The 12,706-nt window shown below is 68.3% G+C and carries 7 protein-coding genes and 1 pseudogene; 3 read left to right on the plus strand and 5 right to left on the minus strand.

The window, feature by feature from the left end:
* Positions 1 to 2: 2 nt before the first annotated feature.
* Positions 3 to 800 (plus strand): annotated as a pseudogene (locus C8D78_RS10140) (DUF4194 domain-containing protein); the annotation flags it as partial.
* A 251-nt stretch (positions 801 to 1,051) separates the two neighbouring features.
* Positions 1,052 to 4,594 carry an ATP-binding protein gene (locus C8D78_RS10145; protein WP_120953179.1) on the plus strand — a complete coding sequence of 1,181 codons (3,543 nt, stop codon included), beginning with the start codon at positions 1,052 to 1,054 and terminating at the stop codon, positions 4,592 to 4,594.
* An 80-nt stretch (positions 4,595 to 4,674) separates the two neighbouring features.
* On the opposite strand, the gene C8D78_RS10150 is transcribed toward C8D78_RS10145, so the two are convergent.
* Genes C8D78_RS10150 through C8D78_RS10165 form a run of 4 tightly spaced genes read right to left on the minus strand, consistent with a single transcriptional unit; the run spans position 4,675 to position 9,709 of the window.
* A complete protein-coding gene (locus tag C8D78_RS10150) occupies positions 4,675 to 5,541 on the minus strand; it encodes a 3-hydroxyacyl-CoA dehydrogenase family protein (RefSeq protein ID WP_120953182.1) in 867 nt (288 codons plus the stop codon).
* Between the two features lie 30 nt (positions 5,542 to 5,571).
* Positions 5,572 to 7,053: an aldehyde dehydrogenase family protein gene (locus C8D78_RS10155; RefSeq protein WP_120953185.1), complete on the minus strand. Its 1,482-nt coding sequence runs from the start codon at positions 7,051 to 7,053 to the stop codon at positions 5,572 to 5,574.
* A 60-nt stretch (positions 7,054 to 7,113) separates the two neighbouring features.
* On the minus strand, positions 7,114 to 8,292 hold the full coding sequence (locus C8D78_RS10160; RefSeq protein WP_120953188.1) for an acyl-CoA dehydrogenase family protein: 1,179 nt from the start codon (positions 8,290 to 8,292) through the stop codon (positions 7,114 to 7,116).
* Between the two features lie 31 nt (positions 8,293 to 8,323).
* Positions 8,324 to 9,709, minus strand: coding sequence for an aminotransferase class III-fold pyridoxal phosphate-dependent enzyme (locus tag C8D78_RS10165; RefSeq protein WP_120953191.1), 1,386 nt, complete (start codon positions 9,707 to 9,709; stop codon positions 8,324 to 8,326).
* Between the two features lie 112 nt (positions 9,710 to 9,821).
* Here C8D78_RS10165 and C8D78_RS10170 point away from each other — a divergent pair, with 112 nt between their 5' ends.
* On the plus strand, positions 9,822 to 11,354 hold the full coding sequence (locus tag C8D78_RS10170; protein WP_120953194.1) for a PucR family transcriptional regulator: 1,533 nt from the start codon (positions 9,822 to 9,824) through the stop codon (positions 11,352 to 11,354).
* Here the strand turns inward: C8D78_RS10170 and C8D78_RS10175 are convergent.
* Positions 11,323 to 12,579 (minus strand): CaiB/BaiF CoA transferase family protein, encoded by a 1,257-nt coding sequence (locus C8D78_RS10175; protein WP_120953197.1) that lies wholly within the window; start codon positions 12,577 to 12,579, stop codon positions 11,323 to 11,325. The two genes, C8D78_RS10170 and C8D78_RS10175, sit on opposite strands and share 32 nt — an antisense overlap.
* Positions 12,580 to 12,706: the final 127 nt, after the last annotated feature.

Raw genomic sequence — 12,706 nt, forward strand, 5'->3', positions numbered from 1 at the left:
AGATGACTGAACTCGCCCAGGAAGAGCCTGACGCGGTGGACACCGGCGCAGCCACGGAGCCCGTCCGCCAGGGCGACCACGTGCGGAGCGACCCCTTCACGGTCACCCCAAGGGACACTTTCGTGGACGGCGCGGCATTCTTCCCCGGCGACACGGGCGTGCTCCCGATGAAGGTCCGGCAGGCGCTTGTGAAGCTTCTCAAAGGTCCCTACATTGACGGCGGCCGCGACGAAAAACTCTGGACCACGCTCCTGGACAACCAGCTGATCCTGCGCAGCCGCCTCTCCGAACTCTTCCTGACGCTGCAGCTGGACCACGAGCGCAAGGTGGCCGTCCTGCGCCCCGTGGACCCCGAGGCGATCGGCGGCAGCACCCGTTCCAGCATCCTGCGGCAGCAGCGCGCCCTGAGCAGGGTCGAAACCATCGTCCTGCTCCGGCTCCGCCTCCTCCTGGACCGCCACGTCACCGCGCAGACAGACCCCACGATCACGCGCGAGGAAATCGCCGAACTCGTGGCCCACTACCAGCCCTCCGGCCAGCAGGACGCGCTCCGGGACGCCGACGTCGTCAACCGCGCCATCACCAAACTTCTGGCCCGCCAACTCCTCCTCACCACCGGCCTGGACGAGGTCTACACGATCTCCAACGCCCTCCCCCTGGCCCTCCCGTTCGAAAACATCGGCGACATCCCGGCCCAAATCGAAGCCCTGGTGGCAGCCAGCACCGACCAGTCAGGAACCGAACCCCTGCTGGAGCTCGACGGCGACACCCCGGCAAACACGGACGACCCGGACGACGACGGCGATACGGAGCCGACCCGCGACGAGGACGGCAATGTCGCCAAAGGTAACGCCGACAACGACACAGAAGCCGCTACGGACGCCCAAGGTGACCTGAACAACGACGACGACGGCGATGCCGCCCCGGGAGTGGCATCGGGCCTGTCGGAGCCGGACGGCCTGCTGCTTGCAGCAGGGCCGTCCGGCGAAGGGGCGGGGGCGGCATCGCCGTCGGCGTCCAACGCAACCACGGAAACAAATGAGGCCAACAAGTGAGCATCGCAACCATGCTGCCGATGGGCGAGCTCACGAACCCCGGCCAGATGCGCCTGGCCCTGGTCCAGGTGGTCAACTGGGGCACGTTCCATGGCGCCCACACAATGCACGTGGACCGCAACGGCACCTTGCTGACCGGCAACTCCGGCGTCGGCAAGTCCACGCTGTTCGACGCCATGCTCCGGGTCTTCGATGCCCGTCCGCGCTCCAACGAAGCTGCGGCGCAACGAGCCGGAGGAGCAGTCGAGGACAAGCGCACCACGTTCACGTACATGCGTGGCAAGGTAGGCGACAAGGCTGTTGGGGAGGGCTCGGCGAGTGCGTTCCAGCGACCCGGGGCGACCTGGTCCGCCGTCGCCCTGACGTTCGACAACGCCGCCGGCACCAAGGTCACTGTCTCGGCGCTGTTCGATCTACCCAAGAACGGCACGGAATCGAGCGTCGGCCGGTTCTACGTGATCGACAACAAGCCGCTGGACCTCGCGGCGATCGAGGGCATCGCGGACAAGCGGTTCACCAAGTCCGCGCTCGACGCGACCTTCCCGGATGCGCAGGTCTTCGATGTCCACAAGGCATTCGCCGAGCGCTTCCGCCGCCTCCTGGGCATCAACTCGGATCAGGCCCTGCCGCTGCTGCGCGTCATCCAGGCCGGCAAGGGGCTCGGCGGCAGCGTTAACACCTTCTTCCGCGACCAGGTCCTCGACGCCCCGGCCACACTGGCCGCCGCGGACGACGTCGTCGAGGAATTCAGTAACCTCATGTCCATCCGGCAGCGCCTCGAGGACGTGCGGCAGCAGCGCGACCAGCTGGCTCCCGTCCCCGGGCTGAACAAGGAGTACGCGCAGGCGCTGCTCGACGCCAACCGGCTGCGGGAGCTTTCCGGCGCGGAGTTCGAGGCCTACCGGCAGCAGCTCGCCGTCACCATCCACGAGAAGACCCTGGCAACGCTGAAGGAGCTCGGCCAGGCGAAAGCCCGGGACCTCGCCGCCGAACGCGGTGTCCGCGATGGCTTCGCCAAAGAGCTCCGCCAGCTGGAAGCGGACTACAACAACCAGGGCGGTAACGCGATTTCCGCGATCGAGCAGTCGCTGGAAAACGCCCGGGTGGGCCTCAAGCTCCGCCAGGAGGTGGAGGAGTCGACCCGCAAGGCGCTGTCCGATGCCGGACTGGACCTTCAGTGGTCGGCCGCCGGCTGGGAGCAGGCCCATGCCCACGCCGCGGCACGCTCGGCTGAACTGCAGGACGATTCCGAGGCGCTCAAGGAGCTCAGGTTCGAGGCGTTTGACGGGCACGCCACCAGGAAGCGTGAGCTTGCCGCCGCCCAGCAGGAACTTGGATCGCTGAAGACCCGCAAGTCCCTGCTGCCGCCGTCGAGCATCGAAAACCGGAGCGCCATCGCGGCGGCCACCGGGGTGCCGGACGAACATATGCCTTTTGGCGGCGAACTGATCGACCTCGCGGAGGGCCAGGAGCAGTGGCGCCCGGCCGCCGAGCGCGCGCTGCGGAGCCTGGCCACCACGCTGCTGGTGCCGGGCGAGCACTTCGCCGCCGTGACCCGGTATCTCAACGACCATTCCGTGCGCGGGGCACTGCGCGCGGTGGATGTCTCCAGGCCCCTGGCAGGCGGAGCGCCGGCGTTGGCGGCCGTGACTGACGGCGATCTGCTGACCAAGCTCAGTTTCCTTACCGACGCCGGGCTGGCCGCAGGCCCTCACGCCGAGGCGCTGGCGGAGGCCAGCGCCTGGCTCCGCGAACGGATTGCGCTGGATTTCGCCTACCCGTGCGTGGAAGATCCGGACCAGCTGGCCGGCCTGGACAAAGGCCTAAGCCTGGGCGGCGTGGTCAAGCGCAACCGCCACACGGTGGAAAAGGATGACCGCTTCACGTCCCGGCAGGACTACGTCCTTGGTTTCGACAACGCCGCCAAGCTGGAGCTCGTGGCGGGCCAGGTCGAGGACCTGCAGCAGGAACTGGCCAAGGCCGCCGAGCTGGCGCAAAGCCGGGAAGAGTCGCACCAGGGAATGAGCCGGCAGCTGGAGGCCCTGCGCCGCGTTGCCGACGACCACCGGCCCTGGGAGCAGGTCTCGGCGGCCGTGGCCGCGGAGGAGCTGAACCGGATTGAGCGGCGCCTCCAGGATGCCCTCGCCGCGCAGGCGGACTTGGAGCCGCTGCGCGCCAACATCGAGGCCGCACGGCAGAAGCACCAGTCCCACACCGAGGCAGCGGCCGTGCTGCAGAGCGAGTACAAGGCCCTCGACGCGCGGATGACAACCGCTGATTCGCTGCTGGACGCCGCCCGCGGCCGCCTGGCGCAGTCGCCGCCGTCGGAGGCCAGCATCGCGGCGCTGGCGCCGTACTTCACCGGTTTCGGCGACATCACGGAGATGCACGAGCTCGACAACCTCGCCAACCAGGTCCGCACCCGGCTCCTCGCGGAACTGCACGGGGCCGAGTCCCGCGGGCAGGCCACCTCGGAGCGTCTCACCCGCATCTTCGAGGGCTTCGTCCGCGAATGGGGCACGGCGATTTCCGCGGACCACGGCACCTCGATCGGCGCGGCGGGGGAGTTCGAAGCCCGGTACCACGCGATTGTCAGCGACGGGCTGCCCGCCCAGGAGGCCGAGTTCCGGCAGTTCTTCAACCAGCGCACGCACGAGTCCTTTTCCACGCTGCTGCACCTGCTGGACGAGGAACGCCGCGCCATCACCAGCCGCATCCTGCCGCTGAACGGGATCCTGTCCGAGGTCAACTTCCACGAGGGCAGTTTCCTGGAGCTGGACATCAAGCAGACGCTGCCCGCGACGGCGAAGCAGTTCAAGGACGCCATCCAGAACGCGCTCAAGGTCCGGCACACCCGGCCGGGCAAGTCCGCGGCGGCCGGCGCGTCCGGACCGGTGTCCGGGGCGGAGACGGACGACGACGCCGAGCTCACCAACCGCTACAAGTCGCTTGAAACGCTCGTGAAGAGGCTCGGTTCGCAGACCCCGGAGGACCGGCGCTGGCGGGCCGAGGTGCTGGACGTCCGCGGGCACCTCTTCATCCAGTGCAAGGAGCACCGCGAGGTGCCGGGTAAAGGTGCCAGCGCTGCCGGTTCCCAAGATGCGGTGAAGGGTGCGGTGAAGGGCGCGAAGAAGACTGAGGTGTTCATGCACGCGGACACCGGCTCCATGTCCGGCGGCGAGCGGCAGCGCTTCACCGCGTTCATCATGGCCGCGGCGCTGAGCTACCAGCTGGGCATCGCCGAGCAGGGCTTCACCACCTACGGGACCGTGATGATGGACGAGGCCTTCGTGCTCGCCTCGGAGGAATTCGCCGGCGCGGGCATCAAGGCGCTGCACGAGTTCGGCTTCCAGCTGCTGCTGGCGGCGCCGGAGAACGTGATCGACCTTTCCCGGCATCTGGGTTCGGTGACGGAGATCCTGCGGGACAAACGCACCAACCGCTCCGGTGTCCTGACCGCGCCGGTGATTGCGCCCCGCCCCGGGACGGAAGGCACGTGGCGGTCCGAGGCGAACCCGGTGGACATAGTCCTGCGCTGACCCCACCCCCTTTAAAGCAACGCGGGGTCACTTACGGCCCATAAACACCGCCGTAATGGACCGTAAGTGACCCCGCGTTGCTAGTAGCTGTACCAGCCGGCGCCGGATTTGCGGCCCAGCTTCCCGGTCCGGACGAGGGCGGCGACAGACTCGTCCGGGGCGTCGGCCGGGTCGCCCGTTGCCGCATAGGTGGCCTGGGCGATGTAGTCCACAACGTCCAGCCCCACCAGGTCCATCAGCTCAAAGGGCCCCATCGGGTGGCGCAGGGCCGTCTTGGCCGTGGCGTCGATGTCTTCCATGCTGGCCACGCCGCCGGCCAGCAGCGCGAGGGCCTCCCTCTGCACGGCACCCATCAGCCGGTTGGCAACAAAGCCCGGCACCTCCCGGTTGATCAGCACCGGCGCCTTGCCCAGGCTGCGGGCGAAGTCGAGGGTGGCGTCCACGGTTTCCTGGGTCGTTCCGGCGTGCCGGACCACCTCCACGCATTCCATGACCATCACCGGGTTGAAGAAGTGCATGTTGCACACGTGACCGGGCCGGCCGGTCGTCCCGGCCACCGCAGAGGAACCGATCGTGGAGGAATTCGTGGCCAGGATGGCATGAGGCGGGGCAAGCTGGCCGAGCCGGGCGAAGATGGCCTTCTTGATCTCCAGCCGTTCGGTAGCGGCCTCGATGACAAAGTCTGCAAAGGGCGCCACCGCGTCCAGATCGGTGCTGAACTCAAGCCGGGCATGGGCTCGCTCGGCCTGCTCCGCGGCCAGTTTGCCGGAATTCACCATTTTGTCCGTTCGTCCACGCAGTTGGGCCGCGGCGTCGTCCAGTTGGCTCCGGGACACGTCCTGCACGGTGGTGGTGTACCCGGCCAGGGCCGCGGTCAGCGCAATCTGGGACCCCATGGCGCCGGCGCCGATGACGAGGACGTGCGTGATGGTGGTGCGGGGTGGCATCGTTTTCTCCGGTTCGGTGGGGAAGGGCTGCTAGGACTGTGCGCCGGACAAGGGCCGGCCGCCCCGAAGGTAGACGGTGGTGGTGTGCGTGTAGAACTCCTTGGCGCTCTGCCCCTGCTCCTTGGGGCCGTAGCCGCTCTTTTTGGCCCCGCCGAACGGCACATGCGGATCGGCGCCGGCCGATTCGGAGTTCACGTGCAGGATCCCGACGTCCAGCTCCTCCATTCCCTCCAGCGCCAGCGTGACGTCCTGCGTGAAGAGTGCCGCGGAGAGACCGAAGTCGCTGTCATTTGCCAGGTCAAAGGCTTCCTGCGTTGAGGCTGCCCGACGGACGCTGAGCACAGGGCCAAAGAGCTCATCGCGCCAGACATCAGCGTGGCGTGCCCCCGTGAGTTCCAGGATCGTCGGGGCAACGAAGTGGCCGTCGGCCCGCGCCGCGTCGTCATAGGGGAGGCCGCCCGTCAGCAGCCCGGCGCCCTGGTCCAGCGCCGTGGCGATGCCGCGCTGGATGGATGCCCGGGCGTCGGCGCTGACGACGGGTCCCATCTGGGTGGACGGATCTGCGGGGTCGCCCACCAGCAGGGACTGGGCCCGGGCGGCCAGCCCGGCGAGGAATTCATCGGCGACTTCGTCCGCCACGATCAGCCGCGACGTCGCCGTGCACTTCTGCCCTGTGGAGCGGAAAGCGCCGAGCATGACCTGCTCGGCGGCCAGTTCGAGGTCCGCATCGGCCAGGACGATGGCGGCATTCTTTCCGCCCATCTCTGCCTGGATCGGCACGCCGCGAGCCGCGGCCGCGGCGGCCAAGGTACGGCCGACGCCGGTGGATCCGGTGAAGGACAGTCCGTCCAGCGCCGGATGCTCCACCAGAGCGGTCCCAATGGCCCCGGGTCCAATCACCAGGTTCAGCACGCCCTCGGGCAGCCCGGCCTGTTCCAGCGCCTGGGTCAGTCGCATGGCCAGCAGCGGCACGGTGCTGGCGGGCTTCCAGACGACCGTGTTGCCGTACGTCAGCGCGGGGGCAATCTTCCACGCCGGGATGGCGATGGGGAAGTTAAACGGCGTCACGACGCCCACCACCCCCAGCGGCTTGCGCGTAACGAAGATCTTCTCCCCCCGGCGCGGGGAGGAATATACCGCCCCGGCCTCGCGGTCGCCGTCGTTGCCGTAGTAACGGAAAATCTGCGCGGCGCGCAGCACCTCGCCCTGGCCCTCGGCAAGCGTCTTTCCCTCCTCACGGGCCAGCTCCAGACCCCAGGCCTGCGAGTTGGCTTCGAGGATCGCCGCCGTGCGCAGCAGCACTGCGCCGCGTTCGTGGGCGGGGGTGCGGGCCCAGCCATGCTTCGCCGCTGCGGCGCTTGCCATGGCGCGGTCGACGTCGGCCGGTCCGGCCTGCAGGCCATGCGCCACCGTCTCGGCGGGGCGGGCCGGGTTGACGGAGGTGATGATGCCGCCGTCGCCCGGAAACCAGGTGCCCGAGATGTAATGCTGCAGTTCGACTGCTGTGCTCATTGCCGTTCCTTACTGGCTGTCTTTTGTGGGCGTTTCTGCCGTTTCTTTGCTTGCAGCGCCCTAGCGGAAGGCCGGGATGCCGGTGATGTGGTTGCCGAGGATCAGTGTGTGGACCTCGTCGGTGCCCTCATAGGTGCGCACCGATTCGAGGTTGTTGGCATGCCGCAGCGGCGAATAGTCGAGAGTGATGCCGTTGCCGCCCAGCATGGCGCGGGCGTCGCGGCAGATCTGGATGGCCTCGCGGCAGTTGTTGAGCTTGCCCACGGAGATGTGGTGCGGCTTGAGCTGGCCTGCTTCCTTGAGCCGGCCGATCTGCAGCGCCAGGAGCATGCCTTTGTTGATTTCCAGGGCCATGTTGACCAGCTTTTCCTGGGTCAGCTGGTACCCGGCCAGCGGCTTGTCGAACTGCAGGCGCTCCTGCGAGTAGCTCACCGCGGTCTCGTAGCTGTCGCGCGCGGCCCCCATGGCTCCCCAGATGATGCCGTAGCGGGCCTCATTGAGGCACTCGAACGGGCCGCGGAGTCCTTTGGCGTTCGGCAGCAGCGCAGTGACCGGGAGGCGGACCTCGCTCAGTTCGATGTCGCACTGGATGGAGGCGCGCATGGAGAGTTTGGGCTCAATCGGGGTGGCTTTGAACCCGGGGGTGTCGGTGGGCACGATGAAGCCGCGTACGCCGTCCTCGGTCATGGCCCAGATGATGGCGATCTGGGCGATCGAGGCGAGGCCGATCCAGCGCTTGGAGCCGTTGATGACCCAGCCGTCGCCGTCGCGTCGGGCGAAGGTCTTCATGCTGCCGGGATCGGAGCCGGCAGTGGGCTCGGTCAGGCCGAAGCAGCCGACGACGTCGCCTGCGGCCATCTTGGGCAGCCACTGGTTCTTCTGCTCCTCGGAGCCGTGTTTGTAGATGGCGCTCATTGCGAGCGAGCCCTGCACGCTGACGAAGGTCCGCAGGCCGGAATCGCCCGCTTCGAGTTCCATGGCGGCGATGCCGTATTCCACAGCCGAGCGGCCCGGGCAGCCATAGCCCTTCAAATGCATGCCAAGCAGGCCCAGCCCGGCCATCTCCTTGATGATTCCGACCGGGAAGACGGCCTGCTCGTACCAGGTGGCGATGTTGGGCCGGATGGTGCTGTCTACGAAGGACCGTACCTTGTCCCGCATGGCCAGCTCTTCGGGGCTGAAGAGGGATTCGATATTCAGCAGGTCAGACGGGCTCAGCAGGTCAGAGGATTCGTTCATGGTGTTCTCCAGGAGTGTGCGGGGCGGGGACTTAGACGGCTGCCAGCGCCGCGCTGGCGGTGTCTGTCTGAGTGTCATTGGCGGCCACGATGGCGTTACGCAGCACATTTAGGCCGTCGCGGATCAGGTCCGTGCCGATGACCAGGGGCGGCAGAAGCCGGATCACGTTGCCGTAAGTGCCGCAGACCAGGACCAGGACGCCCTGCCGGTGGCAGGCTGCCGCCACCTGGGCGGCGAGATCGGCGCGCGGTTCCAACGTTGCTTTGTCCGCGAATTCGACAGCGAGCATGGCGCCGCGGCCACGGAACTCGGCAATGATGGCCGTGCTGTCCACAAGGGGCTGCAGCACCTCGCGGGCGGTTGCCTCGATGGTCAGGGCGTTCGCGAGCAGCGTGCCGTCTTCGAAGGCCTCGAAGACACCCAGCGCAGCGGCGCAGGCCACCGGGTTTCCGGCGTACGTGCCGCCCAGGCCGCCGGCGTGCGGGGCGTTCAAGAGTTCGGCCCGGCCCGTGACCGCGCTCAGCGGCAGGCCGCCCGCCAATGCTTTGGCGGTCAGGGTGAGGTCGCCGGCGACGCCCTCGTGCTCGCTGGCAAAGAGTTTGCCGGTCCGTCCGATGCCGGTCTGGATTTCATCCATCACCAGCACGATGCCGTGTTTGGTGGCCAGTTCCCGCAGCCCGGCCAGGAAACCGGGGGCGGGCACCAGGAAACCGCCTTCGCCCTGGATGGGCTCGATCACCATGGCGGCGAACGTCTCGGGGCCGTTTTCGAGCAGCAGCGCCTCGACGCCGGCCAGGGCGGTGGCAGCGGTCGTTTCCTCACGGCCGCCGGCCCACAAGCGGGTGGCCGTGGGGGCGCGGAAGACCTCGCCCGGGAAAGGGCCAAAGTTCTTCTTGTACGGGTTGATCTTGGCCGTCATGGCCATCGTGAGCAGGGAGCGGCCGTGGTAGGCGTCGTCAAAGACCAGAACCCGCTCCCGGCCCGTGGCGGCGCGGGCGATCTTGACGGCGTTTTCCACGGCTTCCGCGCCGGTGGAGAAGAGTGCGGTGCGCTTCGGGAAGTCTCCCGGGACGTGCGCATTCAGCCACCCGGCCACCTGTGTGAAGGACTCGTATTCGGTCACCATGAAGCAGGTGTGGGTGAACCGTCCCATCTGGGCGGCCACGTGCGCCCGGACCTGGGGGTTCGTGGCGCCCACGCTGGTCACGGCGATGCCGGAGGCGAAGTCGATGATGCGGTTGCCGTCAACGTCTTCCAGGATGCCGCCGGAGGCGCGGTTGATGAAGACGGGCAGGGTCACGCCGAAACCCGAGCTGACCTGAGCTTCACGCTCGCGGTGCAGCGCCGTGGAGGCGGGACCGGGAATGGCGGTGGCAAGGTGGCGGGTCTGGGGGAGGCTCTCTGTGGAACTGGTCATGTAGACAAGGTAATGTCCGTTCTCCCGGCTGACATTGGATAATACATCCACTGTTAGGCCAATTATGGATAGAATATCTAAAGGATTCGTGGCTGCCTGAAAGGACCACCGAGTGATCAGCCTGGCCCAACTGCACAGCCAGCTCGGCAACGATCTCCACCCGGCCACGGGCGGTACCGTGGCCGTGCGGCAGATCTCGGGCGTGCACATCTCCGAGCTCGACGATCCCACGCCGTATCTGGAGGGCGGCGAGCTCCTCCTCACCACGGGCATCCCCGTCTCGGGCGGAGACGCCAAGGTGCACGCGTACGTCCGGCGCCTCGTGGAGCGCAACATTGCAGCCCTCGGCCTGGGCCTGGGGGCCGGGGTGGATGAGGTGCCCCCGGCGTTGAGCGCCGCGTGCGCCGAAGCCGGGCTGGAGCTGCTGGTGGTGCCCGACGGCACGCCGTTCATGAATGTCTCCCGCGCCTACTGGGACCTCGTGGGCAGGGAAGGCCAGGCGGACCTGACCGCCAGCCTCGGCACGCAGACAGCGCTGGCCCGTGCGGCGACGCAGCCGGATGCGCTTCCGTCCGTGGTCAAGGCGCTGGCCCAGGCGCTGGGCGGCTGGGTGGCGTACCTTCCGGCGGACAACGGGGCGGAAACGCTGTGGCCGGCCGACAACCACACGATTGTGGGGCAGTTGCGCAGGGAGGCATCGCGTCTTGACATGGCCGTGACCCATTCGGCTTCCACTTTCCAAATTCACGGCACCGACGTCGTGGAGTATCCCGTTCTGGTGGGGCGGCGCACGGTCGGGTTCCTGGCCATTGGCGCCGGCCGCAAACTGACCCGTGCCGACCGGCAGATCATCATGACAGTGTGCGTCTTGCTCTCACTCAAGGCCGCTCAGCAGCAGGAGAGCGACGCCACGGCCGCCGCGCTCGGCTCGGCCGTAACCAAGCTTTTTCTCACCGGCCACGTTGACGCCGGCAGGGCCCTGGCCCCGGATTTGGGGATCGTCCCGCCCACCGGTGCCGTCCGGCTCCTGGTGATGCGCGGCGAGACGGATCCCGCGGCCGCGTCCCCGGGGACGGATCGGGAGCTGGAGTCGAGGCTGCGGGCCGGGACCGGATGGCCGCAGGTCGGCGGTGCCCTGCAGTCCTGCCGCCTGCGCCATGCCGCCGGCGGCCTCAGCTACTACCTGCTGGATACGGAATACCGTGCCGCCGACGCACCGCCGAAGTGGTACGACGGCGGCGGTGCCACGCCGTCGGGCCCGCGCGACGGCGGCGGGAACGCCGCGGTCACGGCCGTGCTGAGCCGGCCGATGCCGCTGGAACGTGTGCACGATGAGGCCGGACAGCTGGCCGCCATGGTGCGAGCGCTGCCGGCCGGGCAGATTGTTGACGCCCCGGAGGGAGCCTTGGACCCGCGGGCCCGGGGCTGGGTGGCGCAGCTGCAGGGGTACCAGCGGGCCGATCTGGTCGGCACCGTCCGCGCCTACCTCCGGCACCGGGGCCAGTGGGAGGGCGCTGCGCGGGAGCTGGGAATCCACCGGAACTCTTTGCGCCACCGCATGGGAATTGCGGCGGAACTGCTGCAGGCGGATCCGGACGATCCCGACGTCGCGGCTAGCCTCTGGCTGGCCCTGCGCTGGGTGTAGCGCCGGCCAGCCAGGCCCGGACGGGGTCGCTGTGTTCGCCAAGCGACGGCGGGGCCGCCGCGGGCACCGGGAACGCCGGCGTCCAGGTAATGGGATGGCGGATCTGCCGCCCGGCCGGCTGGCCCGCCGCGTCGCGGACCTCGATGGTCGGTTCCAGCCCCAGCGACTCGGCGTACTCAAGACCCTCGTCGATGCCTGCCACATGGCCGGCCGGGACGCCGGCGTCGATCAGTTTGTCCTGCCAGATCAAGGCGGAGGACGACGACAGGGCATCCTCCAGTAGGGGTATCAGTTCCGTGCGGTACTCCACACGCGCGTTGTTGGTGGCAAAGCGCGGGTCGCTGGCCAGCCCGGCAATACCCAGAACCTGGGTGAGCTTGGCGAACTGCCCGTCGTTGCCGCAGGCCACCGCCAACGGCGCGTCAGCACACTGGAGAAGTTGGTACGGCACGATCGAGGGGTGGGCGCTGCCCATGCGGTGCGGAACCTTCCCCGCGCCCAGGTAGGCCTGGCCCTGGTTGGCCAGTGCCCCTTGCAGGCTGGAGAGCAGGTTGAGTTCCAGATGGGCCCCGCGCCCAGAGCCGGCACGGGCCGCCAGGGCGGCAAGGACGCCAATGGTGGTGTCCTTGGCCGTCAGGACGTCGACCAGGGCGACGCCGGCTTTGGTTGGGCTGCCGTCTTTCTCCCCGGTGATGCTCATCAGTCCGCCCAGGGCCTGGACTATGAAGTCATAGCCCATCAGGTTGGCCCCGCCGGCGGAGCCAAAACCGGTGATCGAGGCGTAGATCAGGCCGGGGTTGGCGGCCGAAAGCTCCGCATAACCCAGACCCAGTTTGGCCATGCCGCCGGGCTTGAAGTTTTCCACGAGGACATCGGCACGCAGGGCCAGCTCCCTGGCCAGCTGTAGATCCCCGGGGTCGGTGAGGTCCAGGCACACCGACTCCTTGTTGCGGTTTGCACTCTCAAAGTAGGTGGCCCCGGTGGGGGAGTACGGCGGCCCCCAGCTGCGGGTGTCGTCCCCGGTGCCGGGGCGTTCCACCTTGATCACGCGGGCGCCCAGATCGGCCAGCGTCATGGTGGCCAGCGGGCCGGCCAGGACGCGCGAGAAATCCGCGACCAGGAGACCCGACAACGGTCCGGCAGGGCCATGACCGGGCTCTTTGGCGGTGTCCCGGCCGGCGGAACCAGACGCGGAGCGGGGAGCGGGGCCGGGAGTCGGAGCCATGGGGAGTCCCTTCGTGGATTGCCCGCGGCACATCGCCGTGCCCCGGGCATCTGTTCAAGGATTCGAAGCCTAACAAGGCGTAATGGGCCTGACATTGGATGAACCGACTAAGTGCTGGGCGGTCTGC

The sequence above is a fragment of the Arthrobacter oryzae genome, from assembly GCF_003634095.1.
Taxonomy (GTDB): domain Bacteria; phylum Actinomycetota; class Actinomycetes; order Actinomycetales; family Micrococcaceae; genus Arthrobacter; species Arthrobacter oryzae.

What these genes read in the sequence shown, in the direction of transcription:
- C8D78_RS10165 (WP_120953191.1), bottom strand. Translation starts at nt 9,709, where the DNA reads ATGACCAGTTCCACAGAGAGCCTCCCCCAGACCCGCCACCTTGCCACC.
- C8D78_RS10150 (WP_120953182.1), bottom strand. Translation starts at nt 5,541, where the DNA reads ATGCCACCCCGCACCACCATCACGCACGTCCTCGTCATCGGCGCCGGC.
- C8D78_RS10175 (WP_120953197.1), bottom strand. Translation starts at nt 12,579, where the DNA reads ATGGCTCCGACTCCCGGCCCCGCTCCCCGCTCCGCGTCTGGTTCCGCC.
- C8D78_RS10155 (WP_120953185.1), bottom strand. Translation starts at nt 7,053, where the DNA reads ATGAGCACAGCAGTCGAACTGCAGCATTACATCTCGGGCACCTGGTTT.
- C8D78_RS10160 (WP_120953188.1), bottom strand. Translation starts at nt 8,292, where the DNA reads ATGAACGAATCCTCTGACCTGCTGAGCCCGTCTGACCTGCTGAATATC.